At 32.3% G+C, this 18924-nt stretch carries 22 protein-coding genes; 5 read left to right on the plus strand and 17 right to left on the minus strand.

Annotated features, from left to right (window positions below; translation table 11 throughout):
* Positions 1-3: 3 nt before the first annotated feature.
* Entirely contained in the window at positions 4-906 is a 903-nt protein-coding gene (locus EU91_RS02830; protein WP_032524735.1) for a 3'(2'),5'-bisphosphate nucleotidase CysQ, read from the plus strand.
* A gap of 2 nt (positions 907-908) precedes the next feature.
* Here the strand turns inward: EU91_RS02830 and EU91_RS02825 are convergent, their stop codons facing one another.
* From EU91_RS02825 to sppA, 12 genes are all read right to left on the minus strand, one after another.
* Entirely contained in the window at positions 909-3074 is a 2166-nt protein-coding gene (locus tag EU91_RS02825; protein WP_032524736.1) for a polyribonucleotide nucleotidyltransferase, read from the minus strand.
* Positions 3075-3253: 179 nt separating this feature from the next.
* Positions 3254-3556: a 30S ribosomal protein S14 gene (gene rpsN, locus EU91_RS02820; RefSeq protein WP_032524737.1), complete on the minus strand. Its 303-nt coding sequence runs from the start codon at positions 3554-3556 to the stop codon at positions 3254-3256.
* Positions 3557-3613: 57 nt separating this feature from the next.
* The gene (gene rseP / locus EU91_RS02815; protein WP_032524738.1) at positions 3614-4693 is read right to left on the minus strand and encodes an RIP metalloprotease RseP; all 1080 of its coding nucleotides are present in this window, start codon (positions 4691-4693) and stop codon (positions 3614-3616) included.
* 9 nt (positions 4694-4702) lie between these two features.
* Positions 4703-5980 (minus strand): serine--tRNA ligase, encoded by a 1278-nt coding sequence (gene serS / locus EU91_RS02810; RefSeq protein ID WP_032524739.1) that lies wholly within the window; start codon positions 5978-5980, stop codon positions 4703-4705.
* A 124-nt stretch (positions 5981-6104) separates the two neighbouring features.
* Entirely contained in the window at positions 6105-7571 is a 1467-nt protein-coding gene (locus EU91_RS02805; RefSeq protein ID WP_032524740.1) for an AAA family ATPase, read from the minus strand.
* A 15-nt stretch (positions 7572-7586) separates the two neighbouring features.
* Positions 7587-8729: a membrane protein insertase YidC gene (gene yidC / locus EU91_RS02800; RefSeq protein ID WP_032524741.1), complete on the minus strand. Its 1143-nt coding sequence runs from the start codon at positions 8727-8729 to the stop codon at positions 7587-7589.
* Positions 8730-8801: 72 nt separating this feature from the next.
* A complete protein-coding gene (locus tag EU91_RS02795) occupies positions 8802-9215 on the minus strand; it encodes a PH domain-containing protein (protein ID WP_032524742.1) in 414 nt (137 codons plus the stop codon).
* Positions 9212-9598 carry a ribonuclease P protein component gene (rnpA, locus tag EU91_RS02790; RefSeq protein ID WP_032524743.1) on the minus strand — a complete coding sequence of 129 codons (387 nt, stop codon included), beginning with the start codon at positions 9596-9598 and terminating at the stop codon, positions 9212-9214. The genes EU91_RS02795 and rnpA overlap by 4 nt, the downstream gene beginning before the upstream one ends.
* A gap of 16 nt (positions 9599-9614) precedes the next feature.
* Positions 9615-9752, minus strand: coding sequence for a 50S ribosomal protein L34 (gene rpmH, locus EU91_RS02785; protein WP_002808184.1), 138 nt, complete (start codon positions 9750-9752; stop codon positions 9615-9617).
* A gap of 30 nt (positions 9753-9782) precedes the next feature.
* Positions 9783-10364 (minus strand): DUF2808 domain-containing protein, encoded by a 582-nt coding sequence (locus EU91_RS02780; protein WP_032524744.1) that lies wholly within the window; start codon positions 10362-10364, stop codon positions 9783-9785.
* A gap of 70 nt (positions 10365-10434) precedes the next feature.
* On the minus strand, positions 10435-10818 hold the full coding sequence (gene aroH / locus EU91_RS02775) for a chorismate mutase (protein ID WP_082303033.1): 384 nt from the start codon (positions 10816-10818) through the stop codon (positions 10435-10437).
* A 6-nt stretch (positions 10819-10824) separates the two neighbouring features.
* Positions 10825-11634: a signal peptide peptidase SppA gene (sppA, locus tag EU91_RS02770; RefSeq protein WP_032524745.1), complete on the minus strand. Its 810-nt coding sequence runs from the start codon at positions 11632-11634 to the stop codon at positions 10825-10827.
* A gap of 52 nt (positions 11635-11686) precedes the next feature.
* Between sppA and EU91_RS02765 the strand changes: the two genes are divergently transcribed.
* The 3 genes from EU91_RS02765 to EU91_RS02755 are packed head-to-tail and all read left to right on the plus strand — an operon-like array spanning position 11687 to position 15555.
* Complete coding sequence (locus EU91_RS02765) at positions 11687-12628, plus strand: DMT family transporter (protein ID WP_032524746.1); 942 nt, start codon at positions 11687-11689, stop codon at positions 12626-12628.
* 28 nt (positions 12629-12656) lie between these two features.
* A complete protein-coding gene (locus tag EU91_RS02760; RefSeq protein WP_032524747.1) occupies positions 12657-13739 on the plus strand; it encodes a glycosyltransferase family 4 protein in 1083 nt (360 codons plus the stop codon).
* 10 nt (positions 13740-13749) lie between these two features.
* Entirely contained in the window at positions 13750-15555 is a 1806-nt protein-coding gene (locus EU91_RS02755; RefSeq protein WP_032524748.1) for an ArnT family glycosyltransferase, read from the plus strand.
* On the opposite strand, the gene EU91_RS02750 is transcribed toward EU91_RS02755, so the two are convergent.
* The 5 genes from EU91_RS02750 to EU91_RS02735 all read right to left on the minus strand — a co-directional run bounded on the left by EU91_RS02750 (position 15552) and on the right by EU91_RS02735 (position 18206).
* Positions 15552-15803, minus strand: coding sequence for a hypothetical protein (locus tag EU91_RS02750; protein ID WP_032524749.1), 252 nt, complete (start codon positions 15801-15803; stop codon positions 15552-15554). The two genes, EU91_RS02755 and EU91_RS02750, sit on opposite strands and share 4 nt — an antisense overlap.
* Positions 15804-15899: 96 nt before the next feature.
* Positions 15900-16685 carry an AEC family transporter gene (locus EU91_RS0108740; protein ID WP_032524750.1) on the minus strand — a complete coding sequence of 262 codons (786 nt, stop codon included), beginning with the start codon at positions 16683-16685 and terminating at the stop codon, positions 15900-15902.
* A gap of 206 nt (positions 16686-16891) precedes the next feature.
* A complete protein-coding gene (locus EU91_RS02745) occupies positions 16892-17116 on the minus strand; it encodes a hypothetical protein (protein ID WP_032524751.1) in 225 nt (74 codons plus the stop codon).
* A 67-nt stretch (positions 17117-17183) separates the two neighbouring features.
* Positions 17184-17456: a SemiSWEET family sugar transporter gene (locus EU91_RS02740; protein ID WP_032524752.1), complete on the minus strand. Its 273-nt coding sequence runs from the start codon at positions 17454-17456 to the stop codon at positions 17184-17186.
* Positions 17457-17471: 15 nt separating this feature from the next.
* Positions 17472-18206, minus strand: coding sequence for an AhpC/TSA family protein (locus EU91_RS02735; RefSeq protein ID WP_032524753.1), 735 nt, complete (start codon positions 18204-18206; stop codon positions 17472-17474).
* A 141-nt stretch (positions 18207-18347) separates the two neighbouring features.
* Between EU91_RS02735 and fldA the strand changes: the two genes are divergently transcribed.
* Positions 18348-18872 carry a flavodoxin FldA gene (gene fldA, locus EU91_RS02730; RefSeq protein WP_032524754.1) on the plus strand — a complete coding sequence of 175 codons (525 nt, stop codon included), beginning with the start codon at positions 18348-18350 and terminating at the stop codon, positions 18870-18872.
* The last annotated feature ends 52 nt before the right edge of the window (positions 18873-18924 follow it).

Here is an 18924-nt window from a genome sequence, read left to right on the forward strand (position 1 = left end):
ATTATGGTTAAGGTTCCATTTTGTGTAGATACAGATAAGCTTATAAGTGATTTGAAGATTATAAGTTGGGAAGCTGCTGATATTTTGCTTTACTATTCAAAAGAAATCAAAGATATTAAACAAAAAAATAAGATTGTTAGAAATAAAGGTTTAAATGATCCTGTTACATTAGCAGACCTTAAAGTTAACGAATTAATTATAAAAAAAATTAGAGAAAATTATTCAGACTTTGAATATAGTATTTTGAGTGAAGAAAACGTAAATCTTTTATCTAATAGTCTTTGTTCAAATTGCGATTGGTTATGGGTATTAGATCCTCTTGATGGTACAAAAGATTTTATTCAAGGTACAGGTAATTATGCAATGCATTTGGCATTGAATTATAAAAATAAACCATATTTAGGTTTTGTTTTAATACCATCTAAAAATGAATTATGGATAGCAAATGGAGTGCAGGTTTGGGGTGAAAGAAAAGATGGAGTAATTTTAAAATCAAAATTAAGCCAGGAAAAAAACCTTAAAGACATGACAATAATAACAAGTAAGAATCATAGGAATGAGACCCTTGAGTGTCTTATAAACACAATTAACTTTAAAGAAAAAATTGTAATGGGAAGCATAGGATGTAAGATAGCTTCAATCGTAAAGGGAGATGCTGATATTTATATTTCACTAAGTTTACCAGGTGCAAGTAGCCCAAAAGACTGGGATTTCGCTGCGCCTGAGGCTATATTAAATGCAGCTGGAGGAGCAATAACATTTATAGATAATAAAGAGATTTCTTATAATCAAGAGAATTTCGAGCAGCCAGGAATAATTGTTGCTTCAAACAACAAACTTAATCATGGAAGAATATGTTCGGAAATTATTGAGATAATAAGAAATAACAACCTATATCCTATTTGATATTAATTAAGTGGAGCAACTGGTGTTGGTGTTGGCTCTGGATAAGACATGCCTCCATTTTGCCCTACACCTCTGAGGGTTAGATTTATTCGCCCTCTACTGTCAATTTCTCTAACCCTTACAGTGACTTCATCTCCCTGTCTTACAACATCTTCTACTCTCTCCACTCTGGCCTCAGATAACTGTGATATATGAACCATACCCTCCTTGCCAGGAAGAATTTCAACAAATGCACCTATCGGAATAATTCTAGTTACAACTCCTGAAAAGATCTCACCTTCATGAACTTTTCTAGTTAAACCTTCTATGATTTTTTGAGCATCTTCTGCTGCTGCTCCATCATGAGAGGCAATGGTAACAATACCACCATCTTCGATATCTATTTTTGTATTTGTTCTTTCAGTAATACCTTTTATGGTCCTTCCTCCTGGGCCTATAACAGTACCAATAAGTTCTGGATCAATCCTAAAGCTAAGTAATCGAGGAGCGTGAGGTGATAAAGAATCTTTAGGTTGGTCTATAGCTTCTTGCATCTTTTCTAAAATATGCAATCTTGCAGGCCGAGCTTTTTTTATGGCATCTGAAATTACAGGAACAGGCAAGCCTGTAATTTTCATGTCCATCTGTAAGGCAGTAATACCTTTCTCGGTACCAGCAACTTTAAAATCCATATCTCCAAGAAAATCTTCAATCCCTTGAATATCTGTAAGGATTCTTATATCTTTGCCTTCTTTAATTAAGCCCATCGCAGTACCGCTAACAGGAGCTTTCAGAGGCACTCCAGCATCTAATAATGAAAGTGTACTTCCGCAAACGGAGCCCATAGATGTAGAACCATTTGAGCTTAATACTTCACTAACTACTCTTAGCACATAGGGAAATTTCTCTTTACCTGGTAGGACTGGTAATATTGCCCTTTCTGCCAATGCTCCATGGCCAATTTCTCTTCTTCCGGGAGTTCTCATAGGTCTTGTTTCTCCAACTGAAAAAGATGGGAAATTATAATGATGCAAATATGTTTTCTCGGTACTTGGATTAAGATCGTCCATTTCTTGTGCATCGCTAGGAGTACCAAGAGTAGTGGTAGATAAAACCTGCGTTAAGCCTCTTTGAAATAGCGCTGAACCGTGTACTCTTTTAGGAAGTATCCCTGCAGCTGCAGATATTTTTCTAACTTCATCAAGCGCTCTGCCATCAACTCTTTTCCCATCATTAATTATTTGGGATCTCATTAACTTTTTGGTTAATTTCTTAAAGTCGGAATGAATTAGTTTATCGTTCTCTGAAGTTAAGATTTTTAATTGATTATCTTCTTTTAGAGATTCGATTTTTGTTTGAACATCTAATTTTATTTTTTCTAATTCAAGATCTCTTTCTTCTTTAGTCTGATCAAATTTCTTAAGAATTAAATCAATAGGTTTTGAGCAGTTTTTTTCTAGATATGTTGACAAAGTTTTGTCCTCTGCTGGTTCTGAGGGCTTGTCTTGCTTAATTCCAAGTTCTTTAAGAAGATCTTCTTGAGCTTTTATAAGTTCAGTTGCAGCTTCATATCCAAAATCAATAGCCTCAATAGTATCTTGTTCTGAAAGTTGATTTGACCCTGCTTCAATCATAACTATCCCATCAGGAGATCCTGCAACAACTAAATCAAGATCACCATTTTCGATTTCTCTATAACTAGGATTCAAAATAAAATCATCTCCTATAAGCCCAACTCTTACTGCTGCCATTGGGCCAAAGAAAGGTATCTCGGCAAGCAATGTTGCAATAGAGGCACCAGTTACAGCTAATACATCTGCAGGAACTCTTTCATCTAAGGAAAGACAAGAAGCCACAATTTGTATCTCGTCTCTCATCCATGACGGAAAAAGGGGCCGCATAGGACGATCAATTAATCTTGCAATTAATGTTGCCCTCTCAGGAGGTCTCCCTTCTCTTCTCATGAAACCTCCAGGAATCCTCCCGGCTGCATATAGTTTTTCCTCGTAATCACAAATGAGAGGGAGGAAGTCAGCAGCTTCCTTCTTTATGGTTTTTGTTGCTGTAACTAATAAAGATGTGTCTCCACACTCGATCATTACTGATCCATTCGCTTGAGGAGCATAAAGTCCTGTAGTTAGTCGTATCTCTCGTCCGTCAAACGTGATCGACTTATTTTGTCCTTCCACTTTTTAAATTATAAATCTATACATAATTTATTCTTACATCTCATAGGGACATATTGAGAGAATTATTTATATATGGTTGAAAATAATAACTAAATTAATTTTAGTATTTAAGTTAAACGACTGGTAATACTTGTTTTTTTTTAACATTTAAAATTCTGAAATCTATTAAATTTCTACAATTACCAACTCGACTTTACTACACCCGGTAATTCTCCGTTGTGAGCCCTTTGTCTTAATTGATTTCTGCATAACCCAAAATCTCTATAAACGCCTCTGGGTTTTCCAGTGGCCCAACATCTATTTCTTACCCTAGTTGGCGCCGAATTCCTTGGAAGTGCTTGAATCTTTCTATGAATTTCTAATCTTTCCATAGGATCCTTTGCTGAATTAAATTCTAATAATAGTGATTTTCTTTTCTCAGCATATTTTTTTACAAGTTTTTTACGCTTCACCTCTCTCGCAATCATTGATTTTTTTGCCATCAAAAAAAATTATAAAGTTATCGTATATTCTAACAGCTTGACTAACATATTTAAAAATTATTGATTAAGTAATCTCTGAACAATTAATAATTGACTTGTATCTCTTATTATTAGAAGGACACTAAGTCCCACTAAAAGAAAAAAGCTTGATTGTGTTACTGCGATTTGAACCTTAGCAGGCACTGGCTTTCCTCTTAATCCCTCAATTAAAGTGAATAAAAGTTGTCCTCCATCCAATAATGGGAGAGGTAAGGAATTAAGCACTGCTAAATTTATTGATATTAAAGCAGCAAATAATAATATTCCGGTCCCACCCTGCTGAGAAAGCTGTGCACCAATTTCAACTATTTTTACAGGCCCACTCAATTGTTGAGCAGTAGAAGCGAAATTTGTAATTAATCCCTTATATCCTTGAATTGTTTTTACTAAAAGAGAAGAAAATTCTTTATTGGTGTAACTAAAAAGATCATAGAAACTTTTTGTCTTTATAGTTTCTTTTCTGATATTAGGTTGTAATTGAGCACCTATCGTACCTTTCCCATCAATTTTTTTTGGGAAAAGTGTTATTTGTTTTAGTATTCCTTCCCTATCAATTTCTATTTGGATCGGACTATTTGCGGAACTTTGAATTTCTTTTACAAGTTCAGATACTGCTTTATCTCCTACTCCAAGAAATTTGCCCTCGATTTTTAAGATTTTATCTCCTGGTTCTAATCCCGCTTTAAAAGCAGCTTTGTCTGGCTGAGTTGCCAAAACTAAGATCCCAGGTTCAGGATCATATGGAATTCCTATAGTTGTGACATTAATAATTAGGATTGTATAAGCGAGCAATAAGTTGGCTAAAACTCCCGCTGATATGACGATTACTCGTTGTATGATTGGTCTATTTTTTAAAAGATTTGGATCTTTTGGATCAATATTTTTTTGCTCCTCATCAGGAAAAGATACAAATCCTCCTAGAGGAAATGCTCTAAATGAATATGTAATTCCTTTAAAATTTTTTTGTATGATTGAAGGCCCAAAACCGATTGAAAATCCATCTACATATATTCCTTGAAGTATTGCTGCGAGGAAATGCCCCATTTCATGAAAAAAAATTAGGAATCCTAAAACTGTAATTGAGGTTAAAACGTTCATTAATTAATTCTAATCATTTTTTATTTGAGATTCACCAAAATATGGAATAAGTGCATCAGGGATTTTTACACTGCCATCTTGTTGCTGACCATTCTCAAGAATTGCTGCCATAGTTCTCCCAACGGCTAAACCACTTCCATTTAAAGTGTGAATGTATGAAGTTTTTTTATCAATTTTTGTTCTTATTGAAGAACGACGAGCTTGAAAGTCTCTGCAATTACTACAACTTGAAATTTCTCTATACCTTTTACTATTCGGTAACCATACCTCAAGATCAAAAGTTCTGCTGGAGGAAAAACCTAAATCTCCAGTACAAATATCTACCAATCTGTAAGGTAGGTTGAGCTCTTTTAAAATGTTTTCTGCATCAGAAGTAATTCTTTTATGAGCCTCCAAAGATTTACTTGGTTCACAAAACCAATACAGTTCTACTTTATTAAATTGATGAAGTCTTATTAAACCTTTAGTATCTCTTCCATAACTTCCAGCTTCTCTTCTAAAACATGGGCTATAAGCAACATATTTTATAGGTAACTGCTTTGGATCAATAATCTCATTTTTATGAAAAGCAGTTAAAGGAACTTCAGCTGTTGGAGAAAGCCATAAATCGTCATTAGAACACTTAAAACTTTCATTCGAAAATTTAGGTAATTGTCCTGATCCCGTAAGACTTTCTGAATTTACTAAAGCTGGAGGTATTAACTCTAAATATCCATTTTTGGTATGCATATCGAGCATGAAATTTATCAATGCCCTCTCTAATCTTGCTCCATTACCAATAAGTGTAATGAAACGACTTTTAGATGTTTTTGATGATTTTATAGAGTCAAAAAGATTGAGACTTTCCCCTATCTCCCAGTGAGATTTAAGATTATCCTTTATCAGAGGTTCTCCCCAAGTTTTTACTTGGATATTATCGCCTTCGTTTTTTCCAATTGGTGCATCTTTGCTTGGGAAATTAGGTAAATTAGAAATCTCATTATCTATTTCTTTATCTAAAATTCTCTGTTTTTCTTCAAATTCAGAGATCTTAATTCTGTATTCATTTCCTTTTTTCTTTAAATTATTTAGTTCTGAAGAATTATTGTTTTGAGATTTGTTAATTTCTTGACCAATTAATTTACTTAATTTTTTACTTTCAAATTGAAGATTTGATACTGTTATATCAATTTCCTTTTTTTTAATAGTTAATTCGTGTATGTGGGATATGTTATAGACTTTTCCTCTTAAAGATAAATTCTCTTCAACGGATGTTGGATTTTCCCTTATTAATTTTTGATCTAACACTCTTTTTTTTTAATACCTTAATTAAGATAGTTAGTCTAAAATCATTATTAGGTATTTTTGGTAAAAAATTAACGAAATTAATGATTCCTAACTTATTAAACAATTTTAAAAAATTTCGATTTAATTAGGATGCAGAACGGGCTCTTCCTGTTGATGACCATTTTTTTAGTAAATCAATTTGTTCTTTAGCTGTTCTAGATAAGGGAACTAATTCAGAAACTGCCTTTATCAAATCTTTCTCCATAAGCTCTCTATTTTCAGAAAATGAAATGTGCATCCCCTCTATTACTACTTGTTCAAGCTCTGCTCCTGAGAATCCATCTGTTCTATCAATAATAGTAGAGAGGGGGAAATTATAACTTGGTCTTCTTTTTTTTAAGTGTAAGTCAAGAATGCTTAATCTTTCTTCTGAATTAGGTAAATCAAGAAAAAATATTTCATCAAACCTTCCCTTCCGTAATAATTCCGCGGGAAGCTTATCTATAGCATTAGCGGTGGCAATTACGAATACGGCTGATTCTTTTTCAGCCATCCAAGTTAACAAACTTGCTAAAACTCTTTGACTTGTCCCTCCATCACTTCTAGCATCTCCACCAAATCCCTTATCAATTTCATCGATCCAAAGGATACAAGGTGACATAGCCTCAGCTCGCAATATTGTTTCTCTTGTTCTTGCCTCGCTTGAACCTACAAGGCTAGAAAATAGTCTTCCCACATCCAACCTAAGGAGCGGCATCGACCAACTCTTAGAAATAGATTTTGCGGTAAGCGATTTCCCTGTTCCTTGGGCTCCAACGAGTAAGACTCCTTTGGGAATGGGTAGCCCATAGTCTCTAGCTTCTTTAGAGAAGGCTCTATATCTTTGATTGAGCCAAACTTTTAAAACCTTTAAACCACCTATATCATCTTGACTTGATTTAGCTTCGAAAAATTCTAGAATTTCACTTCTGGCGATAACTTGTTTTTTTTCTTCAAGAATATCTTTAATATCTTCTTTACTTATTTTTCCTCTTTGTGCTAAGGCTTTTGCAGTGACTTGCTTTACTCTTATTTCTGTTAATCCACTTGAAGCCGTAGAAAGTTCAATTAAGTCTTGTTCATCAAGATTTGAATTGGTATTAATAGCAATTTTTTTTATTAGATTTTTTAATTCTTTTTGATCAGGTAAAGGTAAATCTATAATTGTCATTAATTCTTCTAGTTCTTCTGATGATGGGAACAAATGTGAACTGATAACTAAATTATGATTCGTTTCCTTTAGAGAATAAGATAGTTCTTTAATAGTTCTATTAATAGATGGATCATCATAAAATTTATGAAAATCTTTTACTAATAAAACTGTTGAAGCTTCAGAACTTTGTTCCTTAAGCCAATTAAGTACTCCTAACGGATTGTTAGAAAATTTACCCTCTTCATTTATTAAACCCTTAATACCGCTAACGAAATCCCAGCAAACAAATTTATTTATTTTTAATCTTTCACATGAAAAATTAATTAATTTTTCTAATCTTTCCTCTTCTTTAGTTCTTATCCATATTAGTGAAGTTCTTGATTTTATTAATAATTCTAAATTTCTACACCAAGAATTCATTATTAAATATCAAGATTACTTTTTACTGTTTGGCTCGAAAGGTAATCTTTTATCTGAAATAGTTGAAGCAGAAGTTGTTATTACTGAATCTTTGGCCAATAATTGTTGATCCAAAATTTTTTGTAGATTCTCAGGAAGAGCTTCTTTATTAAGAAGAAAAGTCTGAAATGCCTGAAATATATTAGCAACAACCATATATAGTAAAACTCCTGCTGGTAGCGGGAAAAACAGGAACATTCCAGTAATCATGATTGGTGTAATTTTATTTGCTGTCGATTGCTGTGGATTCGCAGGCATCCCTTGACTAGATAGAACTTGAGAAAGAAGTAGGGTTAATCCAAAGGCACCAACTAGTGCTGCAATATCCCAATTAATTGCCCCATCTACATAAAATCCAACTTGACCAAGAGCTTTAATAAAAAGAAAACCACTTTTAGCAGCTAGACCTGGGATCTTTGCCTCGATTGTTGCATCCCCTGGTTTAATTGCTGTTACTGTACCGTCTTGAGAAACTTTAAGATTTTCGGATCCTTTAGAAACGGTCCAAGTGGGTAGAAATTTTGATCCATTATCATATTTAGATAAAACTTCCGAATAGCTATTGCCGTTTGTTGTTTGTAAATTTATTTTTACTGATTCTTCTGTCCCTAATTTTGTTCCACTGGGGATTGAAGCTACTACAGGAAAATGAGATTTTTCTGTAATGAATATAGAGTGTCTTGGAGATTTATAGGGTTTTGGATCAATAGCCGCTACTTGATCCTGTGGAACTACTTTGAGATTTATGTTGTATGGGACATCCGCGAATGGTGATCCTCTTAAAGTTGCAAATAATGCGAACAAAACGGGCATTTGTACAATTAAAGGAAGGCAACCTGCTAAGGGGCTACCAAACTCATTCATTAATTTTCCAAGTTCTTCTTGCTGTTTCTTTGGATCACCTGAAAACTTAGATTTTATTTCTGCTTGTCTTTTTTGCATAACTGGTTGGGCAATCTTCATCCTCCTTGCGCTTCTAATGGAGCCAGCGCTTAGAGGGAAAAGTGCAATTCTAATTACGACTGTTAATGCAACAATCGCTAAACCATAACTAGGAACTAAACCGTAGAAAAAATCTAGAATCGGGATAAGTAATTTTTCAGAAATGAACCCTATCACGATATTAAAAAGAGTGTAATTTTATTAGACATTTTATTTTACAGGAAAATAAGGTTTTTGTAATTAATTTATTTAGGACTTAGTAGCAAATCCCTCAACCTCCTTGAGATTTGGAATTTGTGATCTTTTATTTATATTTTCTTCAATAAATTTTTGCTTTTCTCTGAATAAAGGTAATGATTTCATTTCAACCTTTGATCCGTCATTAAGGATAAGAACCATATCACCGTATGATCCGAATCCTCTTGGAATTGATCTAATTTCTTCGATGTTACTTAATGAAACTTGTGTTTTGTTTTTGCCAAACCATCCGCCATCAATTGTAATTCTTTTGTTTGTAATTTTATATCTCAACCACAATGCTCTAACTATTGCAGCAAAGGTAAATGGCAATCCAAGAATAGTTATGCCTGCAAGTAGATTTATTATTAAATCACTTTTTGCGGGCCCACCTTCGTAAAACGTTTCTTCTTTCATGTTAATCATTTGATTAGACGAGATTTGAACATTAAATTTTGAAATTCCTCCAAAAGTTTATTTTTATCATTGTAGAAATCTCCAAATCTTAGGTTAACAAGTAACCAATAAGGTTTGTGGTTATTAATTTTTTGAATGTTTGTTAATAACCACTCCTGCAGAATTCTTCTGATTTTATTTCTATCTACAGCCTTTTTTGAAACTTTCTTACTAATAGCAATTGCAACTCTTAAATTGTTCGAAGTATTTTTGAAATTATGTGATAAAAGAATATCTGGATTTGATCTTGCCACTTTAAAAGTCATTAATTTTCCATGATATTTAGTGGAGTTTTTATGAATATAATTAAAAGTCCTATGACCTTTTAAACGCATATTTTTTGGTAAGGCCATTTTAATTAATATGGAGTTAAACTGCTATTCTTTCTCTACCTTTTTGTCTTCTGCTTTTAATAACTCTTCTACCAGTATGAGAGCGCATTCTTACTCTGAAACCAGATACACGTTTTCTTTTTCTTGATGTACCGCCAAAAGTTCTTTTAGTCATTTTTTTTTATATCCCTAATTAATTTATCATTTAATCGATCAAAATAGTCCAGCTTCCTAAATAACTTGAAACTGATTGCCCTTTAGGTTGTCCATATGAATGGAATTGATATAGTCCAGATCTCTTTGGATTAGTAATTCTTTTAAAAACAATTGCATAACTCTCTTTGCTTGAGGGGATTGGTTGATAAGGGAAAATATTAATTTTACGAAGGGAAGATTCATCAGTCGTAATTTCAATATCAGCTGGAATATCTTCTAGACATTTTGTTCGCTCTTCAAACCCACCTATTCTTACCTTGCAAAGAGTTATTTTTTCTTGATTAAGAGTTACTTTAAAAGTTTCAGGAATGGCTAAATTAATTTTTAAAAGATCATTTTTTCTATCACTTGGCCTTAAGAAAAAATAAATTGTATTTCTAAATCTTTTTTTTTCTTCTTTTTGAAACCACTTTAATCTTCGGTAATTAGAGTTCTGATCCCATTGGAATTCTAAACCCGCTTTAGCATTTTGTATGTTACTAAATAATGGAGTTGAAAATAAAATTAAAGGAATTAAAAAAAATCTAAAATTTATAAATTTTAAAGTAACCTTTTTTGTTTTTTTTAACATTGATTAAATAAATTTCTAGAGGATTAATTAGGTTTATCCAAGTTTGAAGTGGAAAATTGTTTTACTAAGATTAACATCTATCAGGTCTTAATTTTGAAGCCCCTCTTAAATAGGGATGATTTACGGGATTATTTGAATGTAATAAAACTTGTGCCATTATTCTTATACAAAAATTTACATCATTAGACACGAACATTTGTTGACAGTCTAAAAATGCTACTGAATCAAGTCCATTACATCTTCTAGCAATTGAAGCAGGGAAGCATGCGTCCAAATCTTTTGTCGCTGTGAAAGTAATGGATAATAAGTTTCTTTTAGTGAGATTGTTGCGTGAAATTAATTCATCTATTAATTCTACGACTGCATCTTCTATTTCATTGACAGAATTCCCAGATGCCGTTGTTGCCCCTCGAATAAATGTAATTTTATAATCATTATTCATTTTTTCTTCCATTTTTATCTATGGCTTATAAAACCAAAGGATTTTATTAGATGCCTCAATCTCGAAAAAGAGACTATTAATAATTTTTTCAACCACTTTACTACCAGGAATTAGTCCAAGTATTTTCTTTTTTTTCTTCCCGAATGTGAGGGGGTGAATTTTAGGATCTATATTTACCATTTTTGCAGCAAGTTCCCTCGCAACAAATTCATCTCCAATCTCATCAACGAGACCTAAATCTTTTGCTTGCGATCCAGTAAAAATTCTTCCATCGGCAAATTTTTTTACTTCATCAACTGGTAAATTTCTTCCTTCAGCGACAGCTTCAGTAAATTGTTTGTAGCTTTCATCTATTAAGCCTTGAAGCAATGTTCTTCCTTCCTCACTTAAAGGTTTATCTGGCGATAGTATATCTTTGAATACGCCGCTTTTAACAGTCTCAAATTTTATACCAACTTTATCTAATAATTCAGAAAGATTATTTCCTCTTATAATCACTCCAATAGATCCTGTAATTGTGCCTGGATTCGCAACTATTTTGTCAGATGCAACACCAATGTAAACCCCCCCAGATGCTGATATGTTCCCAAAACTAGCAATGACTTTACATCCTTTATCTTTTAATCTTTTAATAGCAGAGTATATTTCTTGGCTATCACCAACAGTGCCTCCTGGTGAATCAATTCTCACAATTAAAGCGGGAAATTCTCTATCCTCAATTTGTTTAAGAGCTTTAAGGATAGAAACTCTTGTTGAACTTGTAATTGGCTCATCAATTACAATACGAGCCATTCTTTTTTTCGACTTTCGTCTAAAAGGCCAAATCATACTTTTAAGGTAAATACATAAAACTACTTTAAAAAGACTATCAGCAGACCTAATGAATTCAATCTTAAATTGGTTTTTAATGATACTCCCATTTGCACTTTGGGGTACCTCAATGGCGGCTATGACTCCATTAGTATCTAGTGCTGGGCCAGAGTTTGTGGCTTCCTTAAGATTACTTCCTGCAGGAGTTCTTGTGCTAATAACAACATATTTGTTTAAAAGAGATTTGAAAATTTATAGATGCGATTTGAAGTGGTTCTTTGTTTTTACGATTGTAGACGCAACTTTTTTCCAATTGTTTTTAACTTATGGTATAGAAAAAACTGGAGCAGGTCTAGGTTCTGTATTGATAGATTCTCAGCCTCTTTTGGTAGCAATTTTAGCAAGATCGATATTCGGAAATTTAATTAATCCAATAGGATGGTTAGGCTTACTTTTTGGCTTGGGAGGAATAGTATTCTTAGGTGTTCCGCAAGAAATATTGGGCAATTGGTGGTTAATGTCAGATATAGCTATTAGTGATGTAGCTTTTAACTTTGGAGAACTTTGGATGCTTGCAGCTTCTCTCGCTATGGCATTAGGGACCATTTTAATAAGATTCACGTGTACTAAAAGTGATCCAGTTGCAGTTACGGGATGGCATATGGTTTTAGGGAGTGTGCCATTAATTATTAGACATTGCTTAAAATCAAATTTTCAAATAATACCGGACTGGTCAATATTTGATTGGGGCCTCATGTCATTCGCAAGTGTCTTCGGAGGAGCAGTAGCTTATGGATTGTTTTTCTACTTTGCTAATAATAAGGAAATAACTGGATTTAGTACTCTTGCATTTTTAACTCCTGTATTTGCTCTACTTAGTGGAGGTATTTGGTTAGATGAAAGACTTACAATAATTCAATGGATAGGAGTAGCGTTTGTTCTTATCTCTGTATTTTTTGTTAGCCAGAGAAGGTCACTATGGGAAAATAAATTCTCTGATACTACTATCTAATTAGTTACTCAGTATAAAAAATCAAATAATGCGAATAGTCTTAATTAGTACCCCAATTGGTTTTTTGGGCAGCGGTAAAGGTGGAGGAGTTGAATTAACTTTGAACTCCTTAGTGTCAGGTCTGGTTTCTTTGGGTCATTATATAGATGTGATAGCTCCAAAAGATTCTAAATTAAATGAAAATAATGCAAAAATAAGATTACACTTGGTTGAAGGTGAAGATCAAATTAGCTGGCAGCATCAAAATTATAATTCTCCAATTATTATCCCAGACAATTCACTCCTAGCAGGAATGCTTGAAAAGGCATTAGAAATAGCAAAACAAGCAGATATCTTGTTGAACTTGTCTTATGATTGGTTGCCAATTTGGATGACTTTAAATTTAGAAACCCCCATTGCACATATTATTAGCATGGGTTCTGAAAGTTCAGTAATTACCAATTTAATCTCCAAGGTATATGCTAAGTATCCACATAATTTTGCTTTTCATTCAAAAACTCAAGTAAATGATTATTCATTCATAAAAAGGCCAACAATTATTGGTAATGGTTTTAATTTAGGTAATTATATTTTTCAAGATTCAACAGAAGGACCTTTGGCATGGGTTGGTAGAGTTGCACCCGAAAAAGGTTTAGAGGATGCAGTTTATGTGGCAAATGAACTTGGCGAAAAACTAAATGTTTGGGGTTTTATGGAAGATGAGAGTTATGCTTTAAAGATAGAACAATCTTTTCCCCAAAGAACTATAAATTGGATGGGTTTTTTAGCAACTGAAAAATTACAAAAAGAACTTGGTAAATGTAGAGCGTTGTTAAATACTCCGAAATGGAATGAGGCATATGGAAATGTTGTTGTTGAAGCTTTGGCTTGTGGAGTTCCTGTTGTGGCCTATAAAAGAGGAGGACCAAGTGAAATAATTATGCATGGGGAAACAGGATATCTTGTAGAGCCTGATGATAAAAAAGCTCTAATTTCTTATTTGGAGATTATTTCAAAAATAAAACGTAAAAATTGTAGAGCTTGGGTAGAAAAAAATGCCTCTACAAATATATTTGCTAAGAAGGTTGTGAACTGGCTTAATGAGGTAATAAACGAATATAAGAAAAATTGATATTTAGTAGATGATTCTTTTAAATTCTAAAAATAGGCTAATTACCTTATTGATAGTATTAGTTTCTGGAATCATTATATTTACTCTAGGTTTAGGGACAACTGGACTAGTTGATGAAACTCCTCCTCTATTTGCCGCTGCAGCGCGATCAATGAGTGAATCTGGCGATTGGATAACTCCGAAAGTAAATGGAATATTTCGTTTTGATAAGCCTCCACTCATATATTGGCTAATGGGCTTTTTTTACTCACTACCAAAAAATGAGATTTGGGATAGTTTGGGGACAATATCAGCGAGGCTTCCATCAGCTTTGGGATCATTATTTTTAATGATGATGATTGCAGACACTTTGTTTCTTTGGCCTCAACAAGGGAATAGGCAATTTCTTACTCCAATAATTGCTGCACTTAGTTTTGCTTTATCACCACTAATAATTATTTGGAGTAGGACTGCTGTGAGTGATGCTCTTCTAACTGGAACTTTAGGGATTAGTTTGCTTTTGTTTTGGAGAAGAATGGCAAGTGAAAATAATGTTCAATGCATTTCAGCATGGGTTTTTTTGGGTTTTGCAATTTTAGCTAAAGGACCTGTTGCACTTGTTTTGGCAACATTTACTATTACATCTTTTTTATTTATTCAGAAGGATTGGAGAAGTTTGCTTTGTAAGATAAATCCAAAAAAAGGTTTTTTTTTAACGCTTCTTGTAAGTCTTCCATGGTATTTATTAGAACTCATAAAAGAAGGAAAGCCTTTTTGGGATAATTTCTTTGGATATCATAATTTTCAACGATATACATCAGTTGTAAATAATCATGTAGAACCGTTTTGGTTTTTTCTTTACATAATGGTACTGGCTTCATTACCATTCACCCCTTTTCTATACCACGGAATTTTTAGAACATTAAGAGATTTTCTACACAGCAAAAATCAAAGATTCAAGTTTTCCGAAACCCTACATATATATTCTCTTTGTTGGTTTATGTCTGTTTTAATTTTTTTTAGTATTTCTGCAACTAAATTACCAAGCTATTGGTTGCCAGCAATTCCAGCTGCAGCAATCTTAATTAGCAATAGCTTTATAAGTTTAAAAAATCCAAACAAAACTTATGCATTTTTATGGTTTTTTAACATCTTAATAATGTTCGGATTGTCTTTAGCATTCTTTTTCTCAAATATTTGGCTGGGTTCTATAAATGATCCTGAAATGCCTAATCTCGCATCAGAACTAATAAGCTCTAGGATAATTTTCAAAGCTAAATTTATCTTCTCTTCACTCACAATTTTTGCAATAATTTTATTTTGTCTAAAATCAAAAAATATATTTCTTTATCTCCAAATTTTTCTCTTAATTGGACAAATTTTTTTGATGTCGCCAATTAGAAAACTAGCTGATACTTCAAGGCAATTACCCTTGAGGAATATCTCAAAATTGATTTTAAGTGCTCGTGAAGGGAAGGAAACTTTAGCAATGATTGGGATAAGAAAACCTTCTTTACATTTTTATTCGAGACAGATTGTTTTTTATGAACCAAATACCAAAGAAGGGCTAATTAACCTTTCGGAGAGACTAAATACTGATAGGAGAAAAAATCATTTAGATCAACCTAATTATGAATACAAATCTTTATTGGTCGTGATAGATGAATACTCTTCGCGGAAATTGCATTGGTCAAATATCAATCATCAAAAAATAGGCGAATATGGGATTTATAATTTATGGCGTATTCAAAAAAGTGATTTAAATAAGTATTCAGAATTTTTAATTAATAGCGGTTATTCATCAGACTGGAAAAATAGAAAAGTTGAAAAGTTTTAACAAAGCTTTTTTTTAAGTATTGCGTTTTTCAAGTCATCGATGCTGCACTTATTAGGTATCTCAATTTTATTTAAATCTTCGAGTAACTCAAGATCAACTACTGAATCTTCAGCCAAAAAACTAAATACTTCATTAATGCTTATCCCCATGTCTTCAGCCATCTCTGAGATAAGTCTTAAGGTATCCCTCCTCACAGAAATCCTGAGATCTAACGGGATATATTCATTTTCAGGGTTTGCTGACTTCATATCCTAAATCTTAAGACATTATTTAGTTATCCGGACAATATCTTTACAATAATCATTAATCATGCGTTGGGATTAATATGATATTCTTCAAGGCTTTTAATTAAATGAATACATTAGAATTTTTAGAAGAGGAATTGTTAGTATTGAAATTAAAGTTGTGGTAAAAAGAATTTTTGAAGCGATCTTTTGATTCACTCCATAAGCTTCTGCCATTAAAATTGTAGATATTGCTGTTGGGGTTCCTGCTTGAAGAATTAAAGCTGACGATTCATAGAAGTCAAAATTTAAAAATTTGCTTACTAAAAAGACTATAAAAGGAAAGATAGATAATTTTAATAATATTGAGAATTTAATTTCTTCATTAAGATCAAAAATTTTACTTTTTTGATTTGTTATTAATCCAAGTCTTGTCCCTACAACTACTATTGCTAAACCAATCACTATTCTTGCAGGTATCCATAGATAATTGCCTAATATCCTATCTATTTTGAAAAGGTATACTATAAGTACACCAATGATCCCCCTTGATGCAGGACTATTTATTAATGCATTTAATAATCCTTTGATATTTGGGAAGCTTTTGTTTTGGGATTTATTTTGGAGAAGAAAAGGTCCAAATATCCAAGCAAAAAGTGTCGTTCCTAAATCAAATCCTATAGTTAAGTTAATTGTCTCTGAGGGGAGAATGGCTATTGCTATTGGTATACCAAGAAAAGATGTATTGCCTATTAGACCTGCCAGCTGCAACGTATAATTTGGAAGTCTGTTTCTAAAAATTGGTGATAAATTTATTAAAACTATTAAAAATCCTATAAGGGAGAATGCTAGGGATGCACTTTTAATAAGGTTTATATCTATGCCTTCTTTTAATAAGAGACCCATTACACTTAGTGGGATACCAAATCTTATTAAAGGTCTTGAAATATATTCTGATATTTTTGGTTTCCTTTTCCCAAGAAAAAAACCAAAAATTAAGAAAGGAATAATATTTATAAAAAGAGAGTAGATGGTATTTGTTGGTTACTTTACAGAGCAATATTAACTTGCTGGCGCATAGTCAAAGGGTTTTTTAATTAACTTTGAATAATTTAAATTATTTTCCAAATTGCGTTTTGTGGAATTAAAGGAGATTTGTTTAAATCTTCTGGTTCTGTAGTCACTACTCTCCAATTTGGAACTCTACAAGTTACGTAAGCAGGACTTTCTATCAAGACCCCTGGCTTCTCGTCAAAAGTACATGTAAAACCTTCTTTCCAAAAACCTCTATTATTAAGGCTACCCTTAAACCAAACCCAGCATTTTGAAGTTCTCAAGATTAGTAATATTTAAACTTATAATAATCAATAAATATTATTTCATCATAAATTTAATACTATTGAGCTATAAATCTTCTTTTTCAGTTATTTGAAAATATATTTTTGAAATTAATATCAAGAGATTTAGGACTAAGGTAATTAAATTAGCTATCAATATTGGCATAGACGAAATTTTGTAACCGTAAATAATCCAAGAAAAAACTCCGATAATAAACATTATTAAAGTTGTTAAAGAGACATCATCTGCTTTTTTTGTTTTTAAAGTTTTTATCAATTGGGGAAGAAATGCGGCAGTTGTTAAAATTGCTGCAAAATATCCGAATATGTCTATTTTCATATAAAGATTTAAAAACTATTTTTTTATAAAATCAGATAAAAATCTTAAAGGCTCCCTCATGTTTGATGAATATCCAAGTACATCTCTTGGAAAAAATTTATAAATCACTTTATTCTTATTATCTAAGATAAAAGAAGCCCCCCTTTGTGGAAGATATTTTTCATTAAGTATATAATCATTCCAATTTTGTATAATTTCATTCATATTATTTAATCTAAATGTTGCTAGTTCAAAGGGTCTTAAATAACCTTCCCCAAAAACCTTTTTGAAAGAACTACCTGAAAATTTGAGAAATTTTAAAACTTCAATTTTTTTAAATTCTGAATAAATTTGATTTGATTCACGATCTCCTGTATAACCTCTAATAACCTCTTTGATTGTCTTAAAAGAATTTATTCCAGAAAGCATCAACAACATATTGATCCATCCACCAAAACCTATATCTAATCCTCTGGAAACTTTTAAATTATTATGAATCTGGTTATCAGAAACAATTTCTAAATTTTCTTCTCTAAAACCAGTAAAGTTGCAGAATTTCTTTTTCCCATTTTTGTTTCCAATAGCAATTGCGAAAATATCTAAATTTGCATCTGGATTATTATCGATAAAATTTTTCAGATTTATTGCATATTCAAAGCTATCAAAATCACCTAATAAACCAAATAAAACAATTAATTTTAATTTTTTTTCACCTTTAAAGTTAAATTCTTTAACGAGATAATCGATTTTATTTTGCAATTTGTCAGTCACGATTTTTAAAATGTTTTTAAAGATTATTCCCAAAAAATTTTTCTTACCTTAATTAGTATAAAATTTTACATGAAAAGGTTTTTAAAGAAATTAATTTATTGTTTCTAGATTTTATTATCTTAATGTAAACATTTTGAAGTTATGACTGTAGGAATTTATTACGCGACTACAACTGGAAAAACTGAAGACGTTGCTGATCGTCTTCACAACTTTATTTCTTCAGCAGAGGCACCTAAAGATGTATCTGATGTGGATGATCTTTCAGAATTTGAAGGTCTTGATGGAATTATCTGCGGTATACCTACTTGGAACACTGGAGCAGATGAAGAAAGATCAGGAACTGCATGGGATTCAATCTTAGAGGATATTGGTGAACTTAGTTTATCAGGAAAAAAAGTTGCAATTTTTGGTTTAGGAGATTCTTCTACTTACACGGAAAATTATTGTGATGCTATGGAAGAACTACATAGCTACTTCTCTAAAGCAGGCGCCGAAATGGTCGGTTATGTAGATAAATCTTCTTACACATTTGATGAGTCTAAAAGTGTCATTGGAGAAAGCTTTTGTGGATTACCTCTTGATGAGGATAGTGAATCTGATTTGACCGATTCTCGTCTTGAAACATGGGCTTCTCAACTAAAGAGCGAAATCCCTTCATTGGCGTAATCTTTAAAGATATTTCTTCCTCTATTTTGTAACATTTGTTCTTTCTCAATAT

It is taken from the genome of Prochlorococcus marinus str. GP2 (genome assembly GCF_000759885.1).
In the GTDB taxonomy this organism is placed as follows: Bacteria; Cyanobacteriota; Cyanobacteriia; order PCC-6307; family Cyanobiaceae; genus Prochlorococcus_A; species Prochlorococcus_A marinus_J.